This is a genomic window from Myceligenerans indicum (assembly GCF_016742955.1).
Taxonomy (GTDB): domain Bacteria; phylum Actinomycetota; class Actinomycetes; order Actinomycetales; family Cellulomonadaceae; genus Myceligenerans; species Myceligenerans indicum.
Map to the genome: position 1 here is coordinate 193,189 of NZ_JABBYC010000001.1, position 24,390 is coordinate 217,578.

General features: G+C 72.9%; 20 protein-coding genes. 3 read left to right on the forward strand and 17 right to left on the reverse strand.

The window, feature by feature from the left end; genetic code table 11:
- Positions 1–16: 16 nt before the first annotated feature.
- From HGK34_RS00760 to HGK34_RS00800, 9 genes are all read right to left on the reverse strand, one after another.
- Positions 17–271, reverse strand: coding sequence for an acyl carrier protein (locus HGK34_RS00760; RefSeq protein ID WP_201844649.1), 255 nt, complete (start codon positions 269–271; stop codon positions 17–19).
- On the reverse strand, positions 271–1,626 hold the full coding sequence (locus tag HGK34_RS00765) for a dihydrolipoamide acetyltransferase family protein (protein ID WP_201844650.1): 1,356 nt from the start codon (positions 1,624–1,626) through the stop codon (positions 271–273). The genes HGK34_RS00760 and HGK34_RS00765 overlap by 1 nt, the downstream gene beginning before the upstream one ends.
- Positions 1,619–2,623: an alpha-ketoacid dehydrogenase subunit beta gene (locus HGK34_RS00770; RefSeq protein ID WP_201844651.1), complete on the reverse strand. Its 1,005-nt coding sequence runs from the start codon at positions 2,621–2,623 to the stop codon at positions 1,619–1,621. Before HGK34_RS00770 ends, HGK34_RS00765 begins: the two co-directional genes overlap by 8 nt.
- Positions 2,620–3,615, reverse strand: a complete 996-nt coding sequence (gene pdhA / locus HGK34_RS00775) for a pyruvate dehydrogenase (acetyl-transferring) E1 component subunit alpha (RefSeq protein ID WP_201844652.1) — start codon at positions 3,613–3,615, stop codon at positions 2,620–2,622. The genes HGK34_RS00770 and pdhA overlap by 4 nt, the downstream gene beginning before the upstream one ends.
- Positions 3,612–5,399 (reverse strand): acetate--CoA ligase, encoded by a 1,788-nt coding sequence (gene acsA, locus HGK34_RS00780; protein ID WP_201844653.1) that lies wholly within the window; start codon positions 5,397–5,399, stop codon positions 3,612–3,614. The genes pdhA and acsA overlap by 4 nt, the downstream gene beginning before the upstream one ends.
- Positions 5,396–5,839: a holo-ACP synthase gene (locus HGK34_RS00785; RefSeq protein ID WP_201844654.1), complete on the reverse strand. Its 444-nt coding sequence runs from the start codon at positions 5,837–5,839 to the stop codon at positions 5,396–5,398. Before HGK34_RS00785 ends, acsA begins: the two co-directional genes overlap by 4 nt.
- 114 nt (positions 5,840–5,953) lie before the next feature.
- Positions 5,954–6,478, reverse strand: coding sequence for a P-loop NTPase family protein (locus tag HGK34_RS00790; RefSeq protein WP_201844655.1), 525 nt, complete (start codon positions 6,476–6,478; stop codon positions 5,954–5,956).
- A 123-nt stretch (positions 6,479–6,601) separates the two neighbouring features.
- Positions 6,602–8,044: a vWA domain-containing protein gene (locus HGK34_RS22395; protein WP_201844656.1), complete on the reverse strand. Its 1,443-nt coding sequence runs from the start codon at positions 8,042–8,044 to the stop codon at positions 6,602–6,604.
- Between the two features lie 85 nt (positions 8,045–8,129).
- On the reverse strand, positions 8,130–8,768 hold the full coding sequence (locus HGK34_RS00800) for a LysE family translocator (protein WP_201844657.1): 639 nt from the start codon (positions 8,766–8,768) through the stop codon (positions 8,130–8,132).
- A gap of 163 nt (positions 8,769–8,931) precedes the next feature.
- On the opposite strand from HGK34_RS00800, the gene HGK34_RS00805 reads away from it, so the two are divergent.
- On the forward strand, positions 8,932–10,572 hold the full coding sequence (locus tag HGK34_RS00805) for a peptide chain release factor 3 (RefSeq protein ID WP_201844658.1): 1,641 nt from the start codon (positions 8,932–8,934) through the stop codon (positions 10,570–10,572).
- A 9-nt stretch (positions 10,573–10,581) separates the two neighbouring features.
- Here the strand turns inward: HGK34_RS00805 and HGK34_RS00810 are convergent, their stop codons facing one another.
- The 8 genes from HGK34_RS00810 to HGK34_RS23395 form a co-directional block, all read right to left on the reverse strand.
- On the reverse strand, positions 10,582–12,021 hold the full coding sequence (locus tag HGK34_RS00810) for a hypothetical protein (protein WP_201844659.1): 1,440 nt from the start codon (positions 12,019–12,021) through the stop codon (positions 10,582–10,584).
- A gap of 320 nt (positions 12,022–12,341) precedes the next feature.
- Complete coding sequence (locus tag HGK34_RS00815) at positions 12,342–13,355, reverse strand: polysaccharide deacetylase family protein (RefSeq protein ID WP_244666254.1); 1,014 nt, start codon at positions 13,353–13,355, stop codon at positions 12,342–12,344.
- Between the two features lie 94 nt (positions 13,356–13,449).
- Positions 13,450–14,046 carry a hypothetical protein gene (locus HGK34_RS22400; protein WP_244666255.1) on the reverse strand — a complete coding sequence of 199 codons (597 nt, stop codon included), beginning with the start codon at positions 14,044–14,046 and terminating at the stop codon, positions 13,450–13,452.
- Between the two features lie 493 nt (positions 14,047–14,539).
- Entirely contained in the window at positions 14,540–18,682 is a 4,143-nt protein-coding gene (gene eccCa, locus HGK34_RS00820) for a type VII secretion protein EccCa (protein WP_201844661.1), read from the reverse strand.
- The gene (locus tag HGK34_RS00825; protein ID WP_201844662.1) at positions 18,679–19,509 is read right to left on the reverse strand and encodes a hypothetical protein; all 831 of its coding nucleotides are present in this window, start codon (positions 19,507–19,509) and stop codon (positions 18,679–18,681) included. The genes eccCa and HGK34_RS00825 overlap by 4 nt, the downstream gene beginning before the upstream one ends.
- Positions 19,509–20,789 (reverse strand): EsaB/YukD family protein, encoded by a 1,281-nt coding sequence (locus HGK34_RS00830; RefSeq protein ID WP_201844663.1) that lies wholly within the window; start codon positions 20,787–20,789, stop codon positions 19,509–19,511. Before HGK34_RS00830 ends, HGK34_RS00825 begins: the two co-directional genes overlap by 1 nt.
- A complete protein-coding gene (locus tag HGK34_RS00835; protein WP_201844664.1) occupies positions 20,786–21,082 on the reverse strand; it encodes a hypothetical protein in 297 nt (98 codons plus the stop codon). Before HGK34_RS00835 ends, HGK34_RS00830 begins: the two co-directional genes overlap by 4 nt.
- 79 nt (positions 21,083–21,161) lie before the next feature.
- Positions 21,162–22,106: an FHA domain-containing protein gene (locus HGK34_RS23395; protein WP_201844665.1), complete on the reverse strand. Its 945-nt coding sequence runs from the start codon at positions 22,104–22,106 to the stop codon at positions 21,162–21,164.
- Positions 22,107–22,586: 480 nt separating this feature from the next.
- Between HGK34_RS23395 and HGK34_RS00845 the strand changes: the two genes are divergently transcribed.
- Complete coding sequence (locus HGK34_RS00845; RefSeq protein WP_201844666.1) at positions 22,587–23,213, forward strand: SAF domain-containing protein; 627 nt, start codon at positions 22,587–22,589, stop codon at positions 23,211–23,213.
- Between the two features lie 3 nt (positions 23,214–23,216).
- A complete protein-coding gene (locus HGK34_RS00850; RefSeq protein ID WP_201844667.1) occupies positions 23,217–24,008 on the forward strand; it encodes a P-loop NTPase family protein in 792 nt (263 codons plus the stop codon).
- The last annotated feature ends 382 nt before the right edge of the window (positions 24,009–24,390 follow it).

Genomic DNA, 24,390 nt, shown 5'->3' on the forward strand with positions numbered 1-24,390 from the left:
GACGACGCCGGCCGCGTCAGGCCGGCGGGCCGCCGCGCTCCATGAGGTAGCCGACGCAGCCGTCGACGGTCACGATGCGCCCGTAGTCGCGCTCCGGCACCTCGGTCCCGGTCGCCTGGAAGAGTCCGATGGCGAGGTTCAGGAGGTCCATCGAGTCCAGGTCGAGCTGGTCGCGCAGGTCCTCCGCCGGGTTCACGCGCGTGACGTCCACCTCCGGCGCCACCTCGCCCAGCACCCGCAGTACGGTCTCGCGCAGGGTGTGCTCATCCATCACAGGTTCTCCGGTTCGGCGAGGAGGCGTTCGAGCGCGGTGAGGAAGACGGCGCCCCGGTGGCCGTCGCTCACCCGGTGGTCGGCCGCGAGTGTCGCGGTCACGACGGGCCGGACACCGAGCATCCCGTCCGCGGCCCAGGGCCGCGGACGGATCCGCCCGAACCCGACGATCGCGACCTGCGGCGGGTAGATCACGGGGTGCACGACGTCGACGCCCTGGTCGCCGAGGCTCGTGACCGTGATGGTGGGTGCGGAGGCCTCCGAGGAGCGCAGCCGGCCGGCGCGCGCACGGGCGACGAGGTCCCGGAGCGCGGTCATGAGGTCGGCGAGCGGCCGGTGGTCGGCGTCGTGCAGGGCGGGAGCCACCAGCCCGCCGCCGCGCAGCGCGATCGCCATCCCGACGTGCACGGCGTCGGCCGCGCGAAAGGAGTCGGACTCCCAGAACCCGTTCAGCTCCGGCGTCTCGTGCAGGGCGAGGGCCGTGGCCTTGAGGAGCAGGGCGGCCGGGAGGATCCGTTCCGTCACGGGGGCGGAGAGGTTCTGCACCTCGAGCCATCGCATCGCCCGTGACATGTCGATGTCGCAGCCCAGGTAGTAGTGCGGGATCTCGCGCTTCGAGCGGGCCATCGACGCGCCGACCGCGCGCCGTACGGCTGCCTGACGCTCCGCGGGCGAGAGCGGCTCGGGCGCCCCGTGCTCGGGTGGTGCCGTGGCTTCGGTGGACGGTTCGGCCGGTGGCGGTGCCGCGCCCTCGGTGGAGGGCTCTGCCGGTGCCGGTGCCGGTGCCGGTGCGGGTGCTGGTGCCGGTGCGGGGCTCCGTGCGGGCGGCTCCGGCGCCGTGGTGGTGGGCGCGGCCGCGGGGGGTTCGGCCGCCCGTTCGCGCCGGGCGGCGGCGTACCGCTCGACGTCGCTGGTCGTGACCGCCTGACCGGGCCCTGTGCCGGGGACGGACGCCAGGTCGATGCCGAGAGCGGCCGCGTGTCGCCGTGCGAGTGGTGAGGCCGCCGGACGGCGTGCCGGCCGCGTCTCGGGAGCTTCGGCCGGCACAGGTGGCTGGGCGGCCTCCTGCGGCTGTGCGGCTGGTGGGGTCCGGGCGGCCTCCGGCACCCCGGCGCCGGCGTCCTCCCGGATGACCGCCATCGGGGTTCCGACCGGGACCTGCGTTCCCTCCACGACGAGGAGCTCCTCGACGGTGCCGGTCGTGAACGTCTCGACCTCGATGACCGACTTGCTGGTGTCGACCTCGGCGACGATGTCCCCCTTGGTGACATGGTCCCCGACGGTGACGTGCCACGCGATGAGCGTGCCGGACTCCATGTCCGCCCCGAGCGACGGCATGCGGAACTCAGCCATGGTCCTGCACCAGCTCCCGGGCGGCGAGGGCGATGTCCTCGGGCTGGGGCAGGGCGGCCTGCTCCAGGTGCTGGGCGTACGGGATCGGTACCTCGGCACCGCACACCCGCGCCACGGGGGCGTCCAGCTCGTAGAACGCCCCCTCCATGATGCGCGCCGAGACCTCCGCCGACAGGCTCCCCGTGCGCCATGCCTCGTCGACGACGACGGCACGATGCGTCCGGGACACCGAGGCCAGGATCGTCGTCGTGTCGAGCGGGCGCAGTGTGCGCAGGTCGACGACCTCGGCCGAGATACCGTCCGCCAGGAGGAGCTCCGCGGCCTCCAGGGCCCGGGGGAGCGACCCGCCGTACGTGATGAGGGTGAGGTCGGTGCCCGCGCGACGCACGGCCGCGTGGTCGATCTCCACCGGCCCGGCGTCGGGCGCCAGCTCGCCCTCGGTACCGTACAGCCTGCCGTTCTCGAAGATGAGTACCGGGTCGGGGTCCTGCAGCGCGGTCCAGAGCATGCCGCGGGCGTCCTCGAGCGTTCCGGGTGCCAGGACGCGGATGCCGGGGATGTGACCGAACCAGCCCTCGAGACTGTGGGAGTGCTGCGCCGCGAGCTGGCGGCCCGCGCCGGTGGTCATGCGGATGACGAGGGGGACGTTGAACTGGCCGCCCGACATGTGCAGCATCGACGCCGCGTTGTTCATGATCTGGTCGAGGGCCAGCAGACTGAAGTTGACCGTCATCACCTCGACGATGGGGTGCATGCCGTTCAGGGCCGCGCCGATTCCGGCACCGACGAACCCGGCCTCCGACAGGGGGGTGTCCCGGACACGCTCCGGCCCGAACTCCTCCAGCAGGCCGGTGCTCACCCCGAAGCACCCGCCGTACATGCCCACGTCCTCGCCCATGAGGAACGCCAGTTCGTCGCGGCGCAGCGCGTCCCGGAGCGCCTCGCGGTAGGCCTGGCGGAACGTGGTCGTCGTGGGGCCGGGTGCCGGTGCGGTCATGACGACGCCCGCCGCAGGACGTACCGGGTGAGGTCCTCGACGGGTTCCTGGGTGCCCTCCTCCGCGTACGCGACCGCGTCGTCGATCTCGCCGGCGATCTCGGTCTCCATCTGCGCGCGCTCGCCGTCGGCGAGGTAGCCGGCCTCCGTGAGCCGGCGGTCCAGGGCGTCGATCGGGTCGCGCTGCTTCCACCGCTCGACCTCCTCCTTGCTGCGGTACAGCTCGGGGTCGTACATCGAGTGGGCGCGGAACCGGTAGGTGCGGTACTCCACGAAGCAGGGGCCGCCGCCGGCCCGGGCGATGTCGACGGCACGTCGCGAGGCCGCCCGGCACGCCAGGACGTCCATGCCGTCGACGGCCCAGGACGTCACCTCGTACGCCGCCGCCTTCAGCGCGAGGTCGGTCTGCGACTCCGACCGGGTCAGGGCGGTTCCCATCGCGTACAGGTTGTTCTCGCAGAGGAAGACGACGGGGAGCGACCACAGCGCCGCGAGGTTCATCGACTCGTGGAACGCCCCTTCGGCCATGGCGCCCTCGCCGAAGTAGCACGCGGTCACCCGGTCCAGGCCGCGCAGCTTGTCCCCGAGCGCGAGGCCGACGGCCAGCGGAAGCCCCCCGGCGACGATGGCGTTGCCGCCGTAGAACCGCCGCTCGGCGTCGAAGAGGTGCATCGAGCCGCCGTGGCCGCGGCTGCAACCCTCCACGCGGCCGAACATCTCGGCCATGATCGACCGCGCGGACAGTCCCTTCGCGAGCGCGTGGCCGTGCTCGCGGTAGGTCGTGACCGCGGCGTCGTCGGCCCGCAGGGAGGCCATCGCGCCCACGGCGACCGCCTCCTCGCCGATGTACAGGTGCATGAAGCCGCGGATCCGCGCCGCGCTGTACAGCTCGACGCACCGTTCCTCGAACCGGCGAAGCCGCAGCATCTCGTGCAGGAGCCGGCGCCCCTCGGCCAGGTCCGGGGCGGCGGGAACCGGGGAGGTCGATGTCATGTCGTCTCCTCTCCCTCCAGCGTGGACAGATCGCCGACCGCCAGCCCGAGCTCGCGGGCCCGCAGGAGCCGGCGCATGATCTTGCCGCTGCGGGTGTGCGGCAGGTCGTCGACGAAGCCGAGCTCCCGTGGGGCCACGGCGGCACCGAGACGAGACCGCCCGAATCCGATGAGTTCGCGCGAGAGTGCGTCGTCGGCCCGGACCCTGGGCTTGACCACGACGAACGCCTTGACGATCTCGCCCGCGAGAGGGTCGGGCTTGCCGATGACGCCCGCTTCGGCGACGGCCGGGTGCTCGAGCAGGGTGCTCTCGACCTCGAAGGGCCCGATCAGGTGTCCCGAGGACTTGATGACGTCGTCGGACCGGCCGAGGAACCAGTAGTAGCCGTCGGCGTCGCGTGTCACGAGATCTCCGGTCAGGTACCAGCCCCCCGCGAAGCACCGGCGGTAGCGCTCGTCGTCGTGCAGGTAGCCCCGGAACATCGACGGCCAGCCGGGACGCAGGGCGAGCTCGCCCTCGTGGCCGGCGGGGAGCACCTCGACCTCGCCGTCGTGCGTGACGACCCCGTCCGGTCCGTGGCTCAGCACCGCGGCCTCGACACCCGGCAGCGGGCGGCCCATCGAGCCGGGCTTGACGTCCGCCGCGATCGTGTTCGCGATCATGATCCCGCCGGTCTCCGTCTGCCACCAGTTGTCGTGCACGGGCAGGCCCAGGGCGTCGCTTCCCCACACGACGGCCTCGGGGTTCAGCGGTTCGCCCACGCTCGCCACGAAGCGCAGCGCGCTCAGGTCGGCGTCCCGCGCGGGTTCCTCGCCGAGCCGCATGAGCCGCCGGACGGCCGTCGGCGCCGTGTACCACACGCTCACGCGTTCGCCGCTCAGGATGCGGTACCACCGGTCGGCGTCGAACTCGGCCTCGTCGACGATGCTGGTGATCCCGTGGGTCAGCGGAGTGATGATGCCGTACGAGGTCCCGGTGACCCAGCCGGGGTCGGCCGTGCACCAGAAGATGTCGCCGGGATGGAGGTCGAGCGCGAACCGTCCGGTCGCGTGGTGCATCACGACCGCCTCGTGCACGTGCACGGCGCCTTTGGGCGTTCCTGTCGTGCCGCTCGTGAAGTGCAGCAGGGCCGGCTCCTGCGGGTCGGTGGGCCCGATCACGTAGGTGTCGTCGGCGTCGGCCATGAGCGAGGCGAGGGAGAGCGTGCCGGCGGGCGGGGGCGCTCCCGCGGGCACGTCCGTGAGGAGCACGTGCTCGAGGTGGGGGAGGCGGTCGCGGATCCCGGCGATCTTGCGCTCGTAGGCCGCGCGGCCGGTGACGAGCACGCGGCCGCGCCCGATCTCCAGGCGCTGCCGCACGGGCTCGGGCCCGAACGCGGAGAAGAGCGGGCTGAGGACGGCCCCTGCCTTCAGGGTTCCGAAGGCCGTGGCGTAGAGCTCGGGCACCCGCCCGGTGAGGGTGAACACGGCGTCGCCGCGCCGGATGCCGAGATCCTCGAGCACGTGCGCCATCCGGTTGGTGCGGCGCCGGAGGTCCTCGTAGGTGAGGTTCTCCCGTTCGCCGTGCTTGCCCAGCCAGCGGATCGCCGTCCGCGTGCCCGACGCGCCGTCCGCGTGCCGGTCGACCGCCTCGTGCGCGATGTTCAGGCCGCGTCCACCGGGCAGGCCGTCAAGCCAGGCCCGGGCGACGTCCCAGGAGAACGCGTCGTGTTCCAGGGCATCGACGGCCAGGTTGGGAGGAACACGCCAGTCGCGCGGACCCTTGTGGATCGTCCTGTAGCTCACGTCGGCCCCGTCCGAGCGATGCCGGTCGCCACCACCACGGCCGCGGCATGCGTGGCGTCGTGGGAGAGGCTCACGGCCCACCGACCGAGGCCGCGGGTCCTCGCCACGGCGCGTGCGGTTCCGCGAAGGGTGAGAACCGGCGCGCCGCGGGTGTCCGAGCGCACCTCGACGTCGTGCCATCCGACCGGTCCGATGCCCGTGCCCAGAGCCTTGGCCGCCGCCTCCTTGGCGGCGAACCGCGCGGCCATCCGGGGCACGCTGCCACGGCAGTCCCGCAGCTCGGCCGCCGTGAAGACGCGGTGCACCAGCGCGGGTCCGCGCAGGGAGATGACCCGGGAGAGGCGTGACACGTCAACGACGTCGACACCGACATCGACACCGACATCGACACCGACACCGACACCGACATCGAGTCCGCGCTCCGACCGAGATTCCGCCATGGTGCCTCCCCGTGAGGACCGTCACTCTCACGGTCGCTTTCACGGGCACCGGCCGCAAGTCGGAGGGCGCCGCGTGGTCGGCCGACGACGGACCCCGGGACCGGTCCCGCCGGACTACCGGATGGACCAGCTCCGCACGGCACGGAACTGGGCCACCAGCGCCGCGGCCTGGCGCCGGCTGGTCACGGTGATCACGTCGGCGTGCGAACCGTGCTCGGCCAGCAGGCGGCGGACCCGGGGGCGCATCGTCCTGCGGTAACCCCAGATGTAGCGCACGAAGCTCCAGCTGATGCGGTCGTACACGCCGTCCTCGGCGTGCTGGCCCCCGTGGTAGCGCAGCCTGCGCTGGAGGACGCCGGCCAGGCAGGTCACCGCGTCGAGATCGAGGAAGATCACCGTGTCCGCGGCGGCCAGCCGGATCAGGAGCGTGTCCGTGTAGTTCCCCTCGACCAGCCACTGGGGCCGCCCCACCAGGGTGCGCTGGATCTGGGCGAACTCCTCCCGCGGCAGCGGGTTCCAGTCGGCGTCGTAGTAGACGCTGTCCAGGTGCGTGAGCGGCAGGTCGAGAACGCGGGCGAGCTGGTTGGCCAGATAGGTCTTGCCGGACCCTCCGCAGCCGATGATCGCGATCCTCTCCACAGGCCGGAACGTTACCCGCATCGAGGGGGTTTGGTGGAGGTAAGCCAACCATAGCGGGCATGTCGCACCTGTAACCCGCCTCCGGAGATGCCCGCCCGGGGGCCGGATGACCTGCGCGGTCGCTCAGTTCTGGTACGCCCTGCGGTAGTAGTCGCTCCACCTCGACGTGGCGGTGCGGTACACCTGCCCCCAGTCACGCACCCGTTCGCGGTAGGCGTCACCCCAGTTGGCGGCCTTCGTGTCGTAGCCGTAGCGCCACAACTCGTTCTTCCGGTCCAGGAAGTACTCCCAGACGGCACTCTCGGTGGCGTCGTCCAGTGCTCCGCGGTCCCCGAGCTCGCGGGTGACGTCCATGCCCGCCCGGCCCTCGTCCTCGGCCGCCTCCATGAGGGTGGCGCCGTACCGCTCCGCCTCGGCCAGGTGGGCGCGGCCGGCGTCGTCGATCCGCTCGAGCTCGGCCCGCCTCCAGGCGTCCCAGGCGTCCATCATCCGGGCGTACTCCCGGTCGAGGTAGCGCGTCAGCGCCGCGGCGTCGGCCGCGGCCGTGTAGGCGCCGCCGCCCGCGTCGGCGATGCGCCGCAGGCCCTCCTGGTCCGCGTTGCCCGCCTGGAAGCCGATCACGTTGACGACGGGTTCCACCCCACCGTCCGCGAGAGCGCGCGTCGCGGCGACGGGATCGCCGCCACAGGTCTCCAGACCGTCGGTGACGAGGTAGACGATGGCGTCGGTGGCGTCGTCGGGCACATCGTGGGCCACCGTGCGCACCGCGCGCGCCAGGGGGGTCCAGCCACCGGGTTCGACGTCGTCGAGCGCTCGCGCGAACCGGGCCTCGTCCGCCTCGTCGTCGTAGACCACCCTGCTGGAACGGCACGACGCGTGCCTGCCCTCCGCGGTGGCGTCCCCCGCGTCGCCGTACACGCGCAGCGACACGGTGGCCTCCCGCGGGAGCCGCGCCACGAACTGCCGCAACGCCTCCTTGGCCTCGTCCATGCGCGTGCCCTCGCCGGAAGGCCGGGCCATCGAACCGCTCGCGTCGAGGAGGAGCGCGAAGTGGTTGGTGCCGACCGGCCCGGCGGGGCCCCGCTCCTGGTCGGGACCGGCACCCGGCCCGTCGATCGCGTACTCGAACTCGACGGTTCCCCGCAGGGCCGCGACATAGTCCCCGTGGACCTGGCCGAGGATCGCGCGTTCCCACTCGGCCGGGGTCTCGGGCGTCATCGCGAGGACGGTCTCGACCACCGCGTCCTCGTCGAACGCGTCGCCGGCGAACGGGCCGGGCCGGTAGAGCATCAGCCGCTCCGTGCCCGTCAGCTCCCGCGGGGCGTCGTACTCGACGGGAACCAGCTCGGGGATCGGGTTCGGGGGCGAAGGCGCGGTGGTGGCGCCGCCCGCATCGGCCGAGGAGACCGCAGGTCCCGGCGTACAGGCCGCGAGCGACACGGCCACGGACACGGCCACGACGACCGGCACCAGGCGGCCGCGAACCCGCGGGCGGCGCGTACCGCCGGTGCCGGGCGGCCGGCGAGCCGGCGCGGGGACGGTGAACCAGGAGAGTGCGGGTGTCACGGGACTCCTCGTCATGCGCCGGTGGCAGCGTCTGCGGCGGGCCCAGAATGCCCGGCGGCCGTGCCGTGCCGCAACAGCTCGGGCGTCAGGCGCTGTTGCTCGTGGCCAGGAAGCCGCCCAGACCGATCATCATCACGCCGCCCGTGGCACCCAGGCCGTCGAGCCGTTCCGGGCGGCGCGCGAACCAGGTCCTCGCGCGGCTCGCGGCCAGCACCCAGACGACGTCGGACGCACAGGCAAGGACGGCGAACAGCGCGCCGAGCAGCAGCAGCTGCGGCGCGGCGGCGGCATCGGCGGAGATGAACTGCGGCAGGAACGCCATGAGGAAGACGATCGTCTTCGGGTTGGTCACGCCCACCACGAAGCCCGCGCGGACCGCACCGAACCCGCTGGTCCGCCGCGTCGCGCCGTCCCGCTCCAGCGCGGCCCGCGCGTCGCCGCGATGCCGGATCGCCTGGACGCCCAGATAGACGACGTAGGCCGCGCCGACCAGCTTCAACACCGTGAACGCCGTCGTCGAGGCCGCCACGAGCGCACCCAGCCCGACCGCGGCGGCCACGCCCTGGACCAGCACGCCGGACGCGTTGCCGACCACGGACAGCACGGCGTCACGGCGCCCCACGGTCAGGGCCCGCCCGAGGGCGAACAGCAGGCTCGGGCCAGGGATCTCGATCAGCACGATCGAGGCGATCGTGAACGCGGCGAGCTGGGTGAGTGTCGGCATGGTCACAGTGTGCTCCTGGTGGGCCCGGAACAGGGAACTGTTTCCCCGCGCCACCCAGGCTCCACCCCGGCTCCACCCGCGGCGCTCGCGACCACGGTGGCGCCGGCCGCGGAACCTCGCTGACGTAGAGTGAGCCCGGCCCGGCCACCGATCAGGAGGACCCATGTCGCTGCACGAGGCAGCCCGGCGGCGCAGCATCGCCGTCATCTCCCACCCCGACGCCGGGAAGTCCACCCTCACCGAGGCGCTCGCGCTGCACACCCGCGCGATCACGTCGGCGGGCGCGGTGCACGGCAAGGGCGACCGGGCCGGTGTCGTCTCCGACTGGATGGAGATGGAGCAGAAGCGAGGCATCTCCATCACGTCCGCCGCGCTCCAGCTCGCCTACGGTGACGTGGTCATCAACCTGCTGGACACCCCGGGCCACGCGGACTTCTCCGAGGACACCTACCGCGTCCTGACGGCGGTGGACGCCGCCGTCATGCTGCTCGACGCCGCGAAGGGCCTGGAGCCCCAGACACTGAAGCTGTTCGAGGTGTGCCGCCGCCGTGGCGTGCCCGTCATCACCCTGATCAACAAGTGGGACCGGCCCGGGCTGGAGGCGCTGGAGCTCTGCGACGAGCTGTCGGAGCGCATCGACCTCCAACCCACGCCGCTGACCTGGCCCGTCGGTGAGGCGGGGCGGCTGCTCGGCCTGGTGGACGTCGGTTCGGGTGCCGTGCACACCTATGAGCGTGCCCCGGGCGGAGCCGGTCTGGCCCGCGAGGAGCGGCTGCCGGCCGCCGAGGCCCGGGAGCGGTTCGGCGCCGACTACGAGGACGCCGTCGACGGCGCCGGCCTGCTCGACGGGGTCGACCGGGAGTCGTTCCTGGCCGGCCGGACGACGCCGCTGCTGTTCGGCGCGGCCCTGTCGAACATCGGCGTGCGGCAGATGCTCGACGCGATCGTCGGCCTCGCGCCGGCTCCCTCCGCCCGGCCCGACGTGCGACGTGCCGGGGCCGCTGCGGCCGCGGGCCGCGGCGGCGAGACCTCACCGGCGGACGGCCCGGAGGACGGCGACGGCCTGCCGACCCGCCCCGTCGATGCGCCGTTCAGCGGCTTCGTCTTCAAGATGCAGGCCGGGATGGACCCGAAGCACCGCGATCACGTCGCCTTCCTGCGGGTGTGCTCGGGCCGGTTCGAACGCGGCATGACCGTCACGCACGAGCGCACCGGCCGGCCGTTCGCGACGAAGTACGCGCTGCAGGTGTTCGGACGGGAGCGGGAGACGGTCGAGGAGGCGTTCCCGGGCGACGTGGTCGGGCTGGTGAACGCGAGCACGCTCGCCGTCGGCGACTCGCTCTACGCGCCCGACGGCCCCGCCGTCCGGTTCCCGCCGATGCCGGCGTTCGCACCCGAGCACTTCGCCCTGGCTCGCGTGAAGGACCCGGGGCAGTCGAAGAAGTTCCGCAAGGGCATCGCGCAGCTCCAGCAGGAGGGCGTGGTGCAGATCCTGGTCAGCGAGGCGCGCGGGGACGCGACGCCGATCCTGGCCGCCGTCGGGCCGCTGCAGTTCGAGGTCGCCACCTTCCGGATGGAGCACGAGTTCTCGGCGCCGATGGTGCTGGAGCACCTGGATCTGTCGGTGGCGCGGATCGTGGCCGAGAACGACGCGCCGACCGTCTCCGCGGCTCTCGGCACGGAGATCGCGCGGCGCGCCGACGGGACGCTGCTCGCCCTGTTCCGCGACATCTGGCGGATGCGTGGGCTGCAGCGCGAACGTCCGGAACTCGAGCTGACGCCCCTGGTGGCCGGGGGCCGGTGAGGTCCGGGCCTAGGCGGTCCGGCGGCCGGGCACAGGAGGGTTGGCCGAGCGCTTGCGGTTCGAGGACGCGCGGCGTGCCTCGCCGTCGGTGACCTCGAAGAGGCCGCCCAGGCCGTCGAGCACCCGCCACGCCGGCTGGTTCGCGGCCGCCGGGATCGTCACGCCGAGGCCGGGGACGCGGGCGACGAGGTCGTCGATCTGCATCGTGCCGTCCGGTGCCGGGAGATGCTCGTCGATGACGGCCTGGAGTGACGGGCTCATGAGCGTGCTGCGCACGAGCGACGCGGAGCGGCTGTCGATCTGCTGCGCGTGCATGTTCGAGATCTCGAAACGCTCGGCGAGTTCCGGCAGCCTGACCCGCGGATCCGCGAAGCGGCGTGCGATCAGGATCGTCCGGGCGCGCTCGTCGAGGTATCCGAGCGTGGAGTCGACCCGCTCGTCCAGCGGACGTTCCAGCCGGCTCGCGCTGGGAGGCTGGGGAGATCCGGCGGGGGCCGGGTGCTGGAGCGAGCGGTAGACCATTCGCTGCACGAGTGCGCTCAGCGTCTTGGCGCCGTAGTGCGGCAGGAAGCGCAGTTCGGCGATGGTGCGGTCGGTCAGGTCCGCGAAGGTGCTGATGCCCTTGTCGCGGAAGCGGTCCGCGTGGCTGCCGGGGACGTCGAGGTCGGTCATGGTGTCCGACGGTGCGATGGCCGGGAAGATGACGCCCACCGGGGCCGCGGGAAGCTGCTCCGTGATGATCGTGGTCAGCGCGCTGACCTGGTGCCGCAGCCGGCCGCGCGCCTGTGGTTCGAAGTCCCAGGAGGATGTCTTGCGGCCGTCGCCGGCGAGGCCGAGCGTGATCAGCCAGGGGAACCAGGCGGTCCACGCGGGCCGGACGGCCGAGGTCCGGGGGAGGGCCGGGAGCGTCGCGCGCGTGGTCGCGGTGCGGGTGGCGGCCGTCGTGCGGGTGGTGCCGGTGCCGCCGCCGTTCTTCGCGGGGGTGCTGGCCGGTGTCGCTCGCGGGGGTACCGCCTTCGGCGCGGCGCCGTTCGGCGCCGGGCGCTTCGCCGCTCCGTCGAGACCGAGGGTCTGCACCAGGAATGCCCACACGGGCAGGTTGGTGCGCGGCACGGTCTCGGTGAGCACGGGATGCTGCGGCAGGAGCGTGGCGAGTGCGACGGTGCTGTTCTGCTGGTTCATCGCGTCCGCGAGGGCGTCGCGGTCCGGTCCGTGGGACGCGCCCGCGATGCACGTGGTGGCGCGCCGTTCGAGGTCGGCGACCTCGTTCTGGTCCACGCCGAGCTCGCCCGCCAGGTTCGCGTACGACGTCGGTCGCCGGGCGAGGGCACGGCCGCGCAGCACGTAGTACTCGTCGTCGGACAGTTCTGCCAGCGCTCCCGCCAGCCGCTCGGTGAGCGACCTACCAGACGGCTCAGGTCGCTGGGACCCGTGATGTTGATTCGGCAAGGTTTTACTCCTCCGCAGACTGCTGCGGGCGAGAGTACCGGAGTTGGACGGTTGTCCATGAATCCTGTTCGCCATAATCCTGTGCCGATGTGGGCTACTTTTCCGGACGTTGCGAATTGTCGGGATCCAGGCCTGCCGTGGGCGCGGTCCGAGCCTGTGGCCGGAGGGGGCGCCGGGGATCGGAGGTGGGGCCGGCTCGCGTCACGGCGCCGCCCTCGTCGCGAGGTGCCCGAGGTCTGGCGGGGCGTTGCGACTCGCGAGAGGGCGGCGCCGTGTCGTCCGGCGGCGGCCGATCCCGGGGGTGTCCCCGGGACGGCAGGTCAGCTCGTGGAACAGGTCGCGGTCGGCGAGGTCCGGTTGCCGTTCGAGTAGAGGGTGATGCCGAACGCATTCCCGTTCCCGTTCGGGGTGGCGGTCAAGGTGCCCGACGTGCCGCTGATCGTGGCATTCCACGAGTTCTGGAGCGTCTGGCCCGAGCCCGTCGTGATCGTCACGCGCCAGGCGTTCGTCCCGCTCACGGAGAAGGTCGTGTTGAACCGGTCGCCCCACTCCTCGGCGCGGGTGACGGTGACCGTGCAGGTGCCGTCACCGCCGCCGGGCGGCTGCTGACCGCCGTCCGGTGCGACGGCCCGCCCCGTGGCCGGCGAGATGTGGCCGGTGCACAGGTCGCGGCCGGCCAGGTCCTGGAGGATGCCGGGCAGCGCCTGCACGGTGTTCTGCGGCCAGTCGTGCATGAGGATGATCTGGCCGTTGGTCAGGCCTGCCGCCGCGGAGCGGATCTGCGAGGAGCTGACGCCGTTGTAGTCCTGGGAGTCGACGTCCCAGATGATCTGTGTCATCCCGAGTGACGATGCGACCTGCTGCACCGTCCAGTTCGTGTCCCCGTACGGCGGCCGGAACAGGTCCGGCGTCACGCCCGCGGTCTGCTGGATGGCGCTCGACGTGTTCGCGAGCTGCTGCTGGATCTGGCTCTGGCTCAGCTGGGTCAGGTACGGGTGGTCCCACGAGTGGTTGCCGATCTGGAGTCCCGCCGCCGCGTAGGCCTGCATGAGGCTCGGGTTCGACTGCGCGTTCTGCCCGGTGGGGAACATCGTGGCGGTGGCGCCGTACTGGCCGAGGATGTTGACGAGCTGGCTGGACGTGCCTCCGTTCGGGCCGTCGTCGAACGTGAGCGCGACGTATCCGGCCGAGCAGTCGGCCGCCTGGGCGGCCGGGGCGGCCGCGACGCCGGTCAGGCCGACGAGGAGGGCGGCACCGGCGGTCCAGGCGGCTCGGGTGGTCCGGGCGAGACGCCCCCGCTTCCGGGTGAATGAGATGGGAAACGTTTTCGACATGAGTTGGCACTCCCTCGTGCTGAACGGAGAAGGATGCCGAGCAGTGTTCGGCCCCGGCTGGGGCGGCGTCAATCCCGGGTGGCGTTCCAAGCGTTTAACCCTGGTGCGGCACGGCTGGCTCGCGAGATCCGGCCCTGCGCAGCACCTCGTCTGCCGCGCGACCGACAGCGGTCCGGACGGTGTGCGAGGCTCGGTCGTCCTGCAGCGCCCCCGGCGCGGCCAGTGCCCGGTCGTACGGCAGCCCGAGGCGGCTGCGCACGGCGGGTTCCTGACCATCGCGGGCCCGCGTGACGTCGTCGAGCAGGATCAGCGGCTCGACGGCGGCCGCTCCGGCCACGACGCCCGCCGCGAGCCGCAGGCCGTCCTTGTGCCACGGCGCGACGACGAGGGCCACCAGCCCGGGGGTGCTCGGTGGGACGCGTTGCAGGGCGGCCGCCGCCGAGCCGAGGCACTGCACATGCACGGAGGCGGTGCCGGGCCGGGCCCATCGCAGGTCGTCGGACCAGACGCCGGCGCGGGCGAACAGGGTGCCGCCGTCGTGGTCGAGCAGGCCGACCCGGCCCGGCATGGCCGCCGCCAGGGTACGGGCCAGGGCGGCGGCGACCGTCGTCGTGCCGACGCCGCCCGCGACGCCGGCCACGATCAGGTGGAGCGGCGTGGGGGCCGGGGACGGGTGCTGCGAGGGTCGCATTCCGTGACCACTGCGACTCATGGAATCAGACCCCCAGAACGAAGACTTGATGCCGGCGCTGCGCCGCCAGGTGGACAGGGAGCAGGCCGCACCGCGTGTTCCGCGCACGTGGGCACGAGACGGCCCTGACGATCCTGCCGACAGGAGACTTCCACGGGCGTGCCTGACCTGTCCATCATGGTGCCTACGGCGGCGGCTGTCAGAGCGGTCCGCTGTCGGGGTCCTCGGTGTCGTGTGGTGGCGGTCATTGATGGACTACTCCTTCGATCCCCGATCGCCTCGGCGGCAGCCGGGTTCGGGATTCCCTGGTCGTGCCGGCCGCGCTGGGCGAGGCCATCGGCCAGCGCGGTGAAGTCCCCAATCCTGTCCTCGGCCCGCCTCAGCACACCGTCAGCGTCCCGCGGCGCGAGTTCGTAGCCGGCCGGCACATCGAACTTCTGGCCCATCACATTCCCCTCTGTCACGCAAAGTTCCGGCCCGAGGGAACCCGTCGTCACAGGACCTCTCCGACCTCCGGGACGTCGAGCCTCCCACTATGTGCCACCTGGACCAGGACCGGTCGCATCCCGCGCCTCACCCAGCGTCCGCGCCCGGGTGGCATCGGCGCGGCGCGGATCCCCCCGACGATGGATCCCTCGGCCGGGTCCCCGGACATGATCAGTGCGCTGCCGCCGGTGTTCTGCACGCTCTGCAACACCTGGCTGAACATCGCGCCGGCCGCTCCCGCGACGGGACGCGCCAGGACGATGCTCAGGTTCAGGTCCCGCGCTGTGGCCAGGTACGGGACCAGGGGCGTGATCGGGTCGTTGCCTCCGGCGGCCATCATGTCGTGGTCATCGACCATGACGGCCAGTCTTGCGAAGCTCGGCTTCTGCCCGCGTGGCGCGTTGGACAGTTCGTCCATCCGCAGATCGAGCTCCTGGACGATTGCCGGGGTGATCCCGGCCGCGGTGGCGGGGTTCGCCAGGTGGGCGCCCAGGTACGGCTCGGGGATGGACTCTGCGAGGCCACCACGCATGTCGAACGCGATGATCGACAGCCGGTCCGAGTCCTGGTGCCGTTCAATGAGCCCGGCGGCGATCGTCCGCAGCACCGTCGTGCGCCCTGCCCGCGAATCGCCGAAGACCAGCAGGTGCTGCTCCGTCCCCGACAGGTCCAGCAGCGCAGGCCCCATCGTGTCCTCGCGGACCCCGAACGGCACCAGGTCCGGTTCCTCCAGATGGTCGGGGAGCACGGCCCGGGCCACCTCCAGCGGCAGCTGCCGGATCCGAGGCGCCGCAGGTCCGTCCCACGCCGCCGCGGACGCCGCGGCCAGCTCGTCCAGTCCGCTCCCGACGGCGGCGGCCCGACGCCGGGCCGCCTCCTCCTCGGCCGGGTCCGGACCGAGCCCCCCGAGCCCGGGCGGCGCGGGTCTGTCGTCGGCAACGTCCTCCACCGCGCCCAGCTTCGGTAGCGCGACCTGTGCGAACAGGCTCGCGTCGGTGAGAACGCGGCCGGTCTGGTGCGGCCGGACCGTCTCCACGAGCTTTCGTGCGACGACGGACTCCGTCGGATCGTTGAGCCGGAGTTCGAGGCGGGTGCCGATCAGGCTCTGCCAGGGTGAGCGCAGGTCGTTCCATCGTCCGACGGCGAACACCACGTGCAGGCCGAACCCGCCGCCGCGCTGCAGGAGCTCGCCCACGCCGTCCTGCAGTTCCTCGAAGTCGCTGCGCAGCAGGCCGGCGCCGTCGATCAGGAGGACGACGTCGCACACGGGCAGTTCGGGCACCCGGCCCGCGGCGTGCAGCTCGCGCAGCATCGCCAGGCTGTCGATCCGGTGCCGCGCGAACACCTGCTCCCGCTCGGCGAGCATGCCGTGCAGCTCCTCCACCAGGCGCGCCAGGCGGCTCCGGTCGGCACGGGTGGCGACACCGCCGACGTGCGCGAACGCCTCGACGCGGGCGAGCCCGCCGCCGGCCAGGTCCATCCCGTACACGGCCACCTCGGTGGGGGTGTGCGTCATCGCGACACCCGCGGCGAGCGACCACAGCAGCGTGGTACGTCCGGACTGCGGGGCACCGATGACCGCGGCGTGCCCGCCGGACCGGGTCAGGTCCAGTTCCCAGACGTCCTGGCGCTGTGCAGCGGGGTCGTCGACGACACCGAGCGGGATCATCAGCTGTCGCCGTCGCCCGGCCCCGGCGCGCAGCTCGTCCGCGGTCGGCACCTCCGCGCGGCCCAGGACCTGCCCCAGGCTGATCCGTCCGGGCAGCGGCGGCAGCCACACCGGGCGCCCCGCCGTCGCGGCGCGGGCCAGACGCCGCCCGACGACCTCCACCAGGGGCGTCTCGGTGGACGGGCGGTCGAGCCGCTCCTCCTCGCCGGCCGCGGAGACCGGCGCCGCGATGTCGTTCGCCTTGCGCACGTCGTTGAACGGCCCGAGCCGCAGGGGCCGGTACAGCTCGTCGTCGGGTGCGTCCGGCTCGGGCAGCTGTTCGGTGACAGGCCCGGACACGTAGCCCGCGCGGAACTTGCGGTACACGCTGGTGTCGACCTTGAGGTAGCCGTGGCCCGGGACGGACGGCAGGTGGAACGCGTCGGGCGTGTCGAGCACCACCTGCGACTCCGACTCGGAGAAGGTGCGCAGGCCCAGCCGGTAGGACAGGTAGGTCTCCAGGCCCTTCAGCTTGCCCGCCTCGATGCGCTGGCTGGACAGCAGCAGGTGCACGCCGATCGACCGGCCGATGCGCCCGATCATCAGGAGCAGGTCCACGAAGTCCGGCTCTGCCGTGAGCAGCTCGCCGAACTCGTCGATCACCATCATCAGGTGCGGCAACGGTTCCAGGTCCGGGTTCGCGCGCCGCAGCTCGCGGTAGTGCGTGACGGACGGGGACCCGGCTGCCTTCAGCACCTGCTGCCGCCGCTGGATCTCGCCCGCGAACGACGCCCGTGCCCGCTGGATCAGGCCGGGGTCGTCGGCGAGGTTGTCGAGGATGCCGACGGTGTGCGGGATCGTCGCGAACGGGGAGAAGGCCGCGCCACCCTTGAAGTCCACCAGGATGAACGTGAGGTCCTCCGGTGGGTGCGCCACGGCGAGCGCCGTGACCAGCGTGCGCAGCACCTCGGACTTGCCCGACCCGGTCGCCCCGACGCACAGGCCGTGGGGACCCATGCCGTGCTGGGCGGCCTCCTTGAGGTCGAGGAGGATCGGGGCGCCGGAGTCGTCGAGCCCGATCGGGACGCGCAGGAAGTCGCGCGGCCCGCGGGGCGTCCAGGTCGTGCGCGGGTCGAAGGAGGTTGCCTCGCCGATCCCCAGCAACTCGTCCATCGTCGTGATGCGCGTGGCTGCCTCGCCCCGGCCGTCCTCCGCCGACGCGACCAGTCGCAACGGCGCGAGCGCGTGCGCGATACCGCGCAGCAGGGCGGGTGCCGGGGCGTCGGAGACGGCCGTCACGGTCTTCGGCCCGTGGGGCCCGGCCGAGGGGCCGAAGAGCTCGACCGTCAGCCGGGCCCCTCCGGCGTCGGTGTCGGGGGACGACGGCGGCGTGACCGTGACCCGTGCGCCGATCTCGGACGGCTCGTGGAGGCGGTCCGACAGCAGGTGCACCACGGTGATGTCCAGCTCGGCGAGCGAGAACCCGGACTCGAGGGGAACGGGGGCAGCGATCTGTCCCCAGTCGTCGACGAACACCACCGCGCGCGGACCAGGGGACTCGCGGCGCTGGTCCAGAGCGCGTCGACGGTCTCCGGCGCGTCGGACGCGCTGCTCCACGTCGCCGCGCAGCAGCCGCACGATCGAGGGCAGGTCGGGCGCGAGCCGGCGCACCGGCGCGGGCCCGTCGAACCGTTCGTCGTCGACCAGGTGCGGGAGCTGGTCGATGCCTTGCCAGTCGTCCAGCCGCTCGGGTGGTACGACGAGCCCGCAGTAGGCGTCCTGCGGCGCGTGCCAGGTGGCTATCTGCGCGATCATGGCCCGCGCCACGCCCAGCACGTCCCGGCGGGGTCCGACGACGGAGATCTCTCCGGCGTGGTCCAGCGGGATCGTGACCGGGACGTGCCGCAGCAGCGCGTGCCGGTCGGCAAGGCCGCGTGCCTCGGCGAGCAGCATCGGGTCTGGCGGTTCCGTGGGCTGTTCGGTGACCTGGAGCGACAGACGCGGGCGGGGCACGTCGCCGAGGCCGAGCCGGACCCGCAGGAAGTCGGGGTCCCAGCGGCGGCGCTCCCAGCGTCGGGCCGGATCGCGCACGACGTCGAGCAGCGCGCTGGGCGCCGGGTCGAGCTCGTGGGCCTCGCGGCGGTCGTCCTGCTCGGCGGCGTACAGGTCCCCGCGTAACTCCTCCAGGTGGTCCAGGTAGCGCTCTCGCTGGTCACGCCGCTGGCGGGCGGCGTTGCCGCGCTGGGACAGCGCCATGCCGAGGCCGCTGACCAGAGCCACGGCGAGCACCATGAGCGCGACCACGACCATGACCGGGTTGTTCCGCAGCACCAGCATCATCGTCATCGACGAGACGGCGCCGAGAACCGGCAGGAGCGACTGCAGCGGGAATCCGGTGCGCGGCCCGCCCCCCACGGCGGGCGGCGGCGCGAGGGGCCGCGGCGGCTCCGGCTGCGGCACCAGGGTGGTGCGTGCGGGGCGGTGGATGAGCCTCTGGGTCATGCTGCCCTCCCGGGATGAGCACGAGCGCAGGTGAGCAGTGTGGCGGCGAGATCTGTCAGGGCTGTCACCGTGGGTGCCGCCAGTTGGGGGACAGGCGTCGCGAGGGACGCCGCGGCGACGTGGTCGTGCGGCACCACGTGAGGCGGACCGATGGGCCACGGTGCCGCGGCGACCCCTCCTGGAAGCGGGCCGCCCACACCGACCGCCACGAGCACCACCGGCGTTCGCGGTGCCTGCTCACGCAGGTGCAGAACCAGATCGGCGGCGGACCCGAGGGACCCCGCGTCCGTGCGGGCGACGACGGCGACCGCGTGCGACGCCGCGGCGAAGGGCACGGCCTCGCCCGGGGTGCGACGGCCGGCGTCGGTCACCACGATCTCGAAGAACCGGCCGACCGCGCCGACCGCACCGGTCCAGGCCGACACGGGCTCGCGCCATGGGGACGTGCCCGCCACGCGCAGCCCGTGCGGGGCGCGGGGCAGGCGGCCGGATGCCTCCGCCAGGGTGCGTGCGGGCTCGTCGTCGGTGAGTGTCCCGAGCTCCACGAGTTCGCCCGCCCCGCAGCGCACCGCGAGACCGGACGCCCCTCCGGCCGCGTCCAGCGCCAGGACCGGGCCGCCGCGACGCGAGGCCAGGATGCGGGCGCACGCGGCGGCGGTCGTCGTCGTCCCGGTGCCGCCGTCGGCCGCGACGAACGTGAGCCGCCGGCTCGTGCCCACCGGCGCACGGACGGCGTCGTCGGCGGCGGCCTCGCGCATCGCCAGGGTGCCGGTGCCGTGCACCGCGTCCCCCAGAGCACGGAGCAGCCGGGACAGGGCGGCGGCCATCAGAACGTCCCGAGCATGAGGTCGAACACGCCCAGGGCGCCGAGCAGCAGGGGGAACAGTGCCAGGACCGCGAGGAACTCGATCGTGTTCCCCACGCTGCGCCAGCGGGCCCGCTGCTGCGCGTTCGGCCGCAGAGCCGTGGCGACGAAGCCCGCCACGGCCAGCGCCAGCAGCACGGCCGCCGCGACCAGCGGGTCCCGTTGCCCGGCGAGGACGACGCCGACCGCGGCCGCCAGTACCACCGCTCCCCACAGGGCGGCCACCTGCGCGGTCAGCGGCATGGGACGTGCCCGGAGGGCGACGATCAGCAGCGCGAGACCGGCCACCGTGCGCGTCGTGGCGTCCGGCGTGATCAACAGCACCGGGACGGTGACCGCGATCGTGGTGGCGACGGCCACGGTCGCCCAGGTCATCGTCTGGTAGGCGGTCGCGAGCGCGGGCACGACGTCGGACCTTTCGTGGGTGCGGCCCTCCAGCGTGTCGTCGTCGAGCCGGTGCACGCCCGCCGCGCTCAGCGCGAGCGACGGCAGCAGGCCCAGCAGCAGGATCGCGACCAGCGTGACGATGCCCGCCACCGCGTCGGCGGGCACACCCGCGAACCCGAGCACTACCGCTGGCAAGGTCAAGACCAGCCCGACCAGGGCACCTGTGAGCGGTCCCCGGCTCCGCCCGCCGACCGCGGCCAGCGCGAGCCATCCCACGACTGCCGTGACGACAAGCCCGGACGCGCTTCCGGTCAGTTCCTGGCACATCAGACCGACCGCAGGCCCCAGCCCCGCCGCGGCAGCGCCCGTGACCAGCGCCACCAGGCCCCGCCCCGTCGCCGCTGCGACCAGCAGCACCGTCGCCGACGCGATCAGCGCCAGAGCGAGGGCCGGGCCGGGCGAGTCGAGCGTGGTCACCAGGCCGGCCGCCGCCACCAGCGCGCCGATGCCCGCTGCGCCCGTTGCATGCCGCGACCGCTTGCCCCAGCGGCCCGGCACGTCCTCACGCACCGCCGTCGCGACCTCGGTGACGTCCGCGACCTCCGCCGGTGGCGGCGCGTCCGCCGCCCGCACCACGCGCAGCACCTCGCCGTCCGGGACGTCGTGCGCGTCGAGCGTGACCGCGAGGTCGAGCTGCTCGCCGGTGGGCCGCAGCAGCGCGACGGCGCCGGGCGCCGGTGGCTCCTCGACGAGGTCGAGAAGCCCGGGCAGGAGGACGGCGAGCTCCTCGTCGGAGGGGAGGACGACGTCGCCGCGGCGCCGGGTGCCGACGACGGTCAGTCGGGTGAACCTCATGGTGTGCTGACTCCGTCGGTGGTACCGGTGAGTGGGCCGGAGGCGGGCGAGGCAGGTGCGGGTGAGGTGCCCGTCAAGCTGTCGACCCGAACTTCCAGGTGTGACGTCACGAACGCGAAGCCGGCGCATCCCGCGCACGCGACCGCGCCCAGCACGACACTTGCGACAAGCCGCATCACGTTGTCCGGCGTCGAGCGCCGCGAACCCAGGTCTCCGTGCAGGAAGGCTGCGCGCAGGCGTTCGCGGCGGGTTGCCACGGACTCGAGCAGCTGCTTGTCGTGGTCGCGTGCCATCAGTGATGCTCCAGGTGCGAGCCGACGTCAAGGCCCCCTGACAGGTGGTCGCCCTCGACCGTTCGACGAGGTCGGTCCGTCATCCGGACACCACCAGGGTGAACGGGCGGCTGCCCAGGTGGACGGTGTCACCGGGTCGCGCCGGTGCCGACGCTCCCGGAGGGACCTGCCAGGTTCCCTCGTGAGTGGTCACGCTCGTTCCGTTCGTCGAGCTGCGGTCGGTCACCCAGCAGATGGCGCCGTCCCACTGCAGATGGGCATGAGTGGTCGAGATCGACGGGTCGAAGTCGCCGAACGGGACCAGGACATCCACCTGTTCGCCAGGATTCGGCTCGGGGTCGCGGCCGACGAGCACCGTGCCCGAGACATGGATGCGAGCCGCGCCCGAGATGAGGACGGCGCTGGACGCGGGGTGGGCGGGCACCGCCTCGTGGTGTGTCGACCGCATGTCGTGCCGCGGCGACCGGGCCGGCCGGGGAGGCTGGGCGGGACGTGGCGGAGCGTCCTGGCCCGGTCGAGGAGACGCCGGGTGGCGTTCCGGCGCGTCCGGTCGAGGAGTGAGGGGGTCGTCCGGGACGAGCGGGTCGCGGACCGTGAGGTCGACGGCATCGAGCTGCTGTCCGGGCCATCGGCCGGGACCGGGTGCCGTACCGGAGAAGGCGTCGACATACCGCAGCCTGCCGACGACGGCGCCGGGTGTGCGCCCCGAGGCCCGGAACGACCGCAACAGCAAGGCTCCCGTGACGAGGGCGGTGGTGAAGCCCAGAACGGGTCCGAGCCCCGTCGCGCCCGCAAGGTCGGTGGCGGACCACGACGTCAGGAAAGCGGTCACGACGATGGCGGCGTCGACGGCGAGAGCGGCCGACCGCGATCCGAGCGAGGCGGACTCGGTGCCGGTGAGCAGGGTGCCGGACCCCGTGCGGAAGCCGGTCAGTGGAGCGGCGCAGCGCGGACACGAGTGCCCGCCCTGGCCGAGGCGCGCGCCACATGCGCCGCAGGTCACGGCGTCGAGTCCCCCTGGCACGCGGCCCCTTCGATCGGTGGGAGACGTCGATCCGGCGGCCGGAGCCCCCGCGACGTCGGAGTGCGGTTGGTATCTTGCCACGCTTTGTCAGGATCTTAGATACTTCCCTGGCATTGCTCACTGGTTCGAAATTCACGAACCAATCCCAATGACTATTAGTCCTACTATCGTGGACGTTGCGGGAGAACTGTCGTAGCGTCTCCCTGGGCCCGGAGGCCAGGGGGACGGCCGGCGCCGACAGCATACGAAGGGCCATGCCGCGCACTCCCTGCCTCATGAGCGAGGCGGCGCCTGAACGCACCGGGTTCGACGACCAGTGCCCACTCCGCGGACCAGCGACCCCAGAAAGAGGCATCTCCCCCGATGACAGCAACAGCCCCGGCTCCCGGCGCGCGCACCGAACGCGGCGGTTCAGGAGGTCCTGGAGTCGCGCCTGAGCCGCAGATCGTCCCGGCACCCAAGATGCGCCGCCGTCCGGCGATGATCGCTCTCTCGGTGGCCTGCATCTGCGTGGGCGGGCTGGCGAGCGCCTGGGCCTGGACGGCGACGTCGAACACGAACCAGGTGCTCACGGTCCGGGAGACCGTGTACCGCGGTGAGGTCATCGCCGAGGACGACCTGGTGCCCGTCCGGCTGGGCGTGGATCCGGCCATCCAGGCCTACCCGGCCGAAAGGATCGGTGAGGTGGTGGGAAGAGCGGCGCAGCTCGACATCGCGGCAGGAAGCGTGGTCACCCCCGGACAGCTCTCGGACGCGGCCGTGCCCGGACCTGGAATGTCCGTGGTCGGCGTGAGCCTGGCCGCGGGACTCCTGCCCGCGGACCAGATCACACTGGGCGACAAGGTGCGGGTGGTGACGACGGCGAACGATCCGGCTGCGGGGACCAGCGCCCCCGAGGGCTCCGCGACGGCGGTCGACGGTGTCGTCCGCGGGCTGCTGGACGACACGGTCACCGGCAACACCCTCGTCAACGTGGAGGTTTCCGCGGATCAGGCGGTGCGCGTCGCGTCCGCCGCGGCAGCCGGACACGTGGCACTGGTTCTGGAGTACCAGGCGCCGGCGGGCGCAGGGCCCGCAGGCCAGGGTGAAGCCGGAACGGAGGACTGACCGATGGCGCTGATCGCGCTGATGTCGGCCGGAGGCTCGCCAGGCGTCACGACGTCCGCCCTCGGCCTGGCGCTGTCCTGGCCGCGCCCGGTGATCCTCGTCGATGCCGACCCGACCGGGGCGCGCGCCATCCCCGCCGGCTACCTCAAGGGGGCGCAGCTGCCCACCGACCAGACCGTCGTCGACCTCGCGGTCTCGCACCGCCAGGGCACGCTTGCCGAAGACCTGCCGAAGATGCTGACGCCGATCCCCGAGTCGCCCGCGCGGTTGCTGGCCGGCCCGCTGAACCACTACCAGTCGCGAGCGCTCGACGGTCTCTGGGAGTCGCTGGCCACGGTGTTCAAGTCGCTGGAGCGCACGGGGCAGGACGTGATAGTCGACGCCGGACGCCTGGGCCTGGAGAGCTTCGCGATGAAGCTCGTCACGCAGGCGGACCAGGCGCTGCTCGCGACGCGGACGAACCTGCCGGCACTCGTCGCGGCCAGCTCATGGGCGCCGACACTGCGCGAATCCTTCTCCAGGACCGGCGGGCTCGACAGCCTCGGTGTCCTGGTGATCGGTGAGAAACGGCCGTACCCCAACGGCGAGGTCACCAAGGTTCTGGGCCGGCCGGTCACGGCATCGCTGGCCTGGGATCCCACCACGGCCGAGGTGTACGCCGAGGGGGCGGGGCGCTCGCGGAAGTTCACCACGGCGCCCCTGAACAAGTCCTTGCGCGCGGCAGTCCAGAGCATCCAGGCCAGCATCGCCCGCTCGCAGGCAGCCCTCGAGGCCGCCGGAAGGAGCACGCGATGACGGATCAACATTCCGGTGCGGAGGCGCGTCACCCCGACGAGCCCGCACATCGGGAGCGGCCCGGCGCACACTCCCTGGCCGGGCGGATACCCGACGAGGAGCGCAGCTCACCGCAGCGGCCGTCACAGCGGTCCTCGCAGGCGCAGTCCCCGCCGGACCGCCCGCGCAATCCGTGGCAGAGCCCGCAGCAGGCACCCCCGCGGCGCCCCGACGTGCAGCACCCCGAAGCACGGAATCGGACGTCGGAGCCGCGGCGGCCGTCACCCGCGGACGCTCCGGCGGGCGGTACATCGCGGTTCGTCGACCACCTGCGGGAGAGCGGCCACGTCGCCGACGCCGGCCGGATGCCGCCCTCGGTGCCGCCTCCGGGATCGGTTCCGCC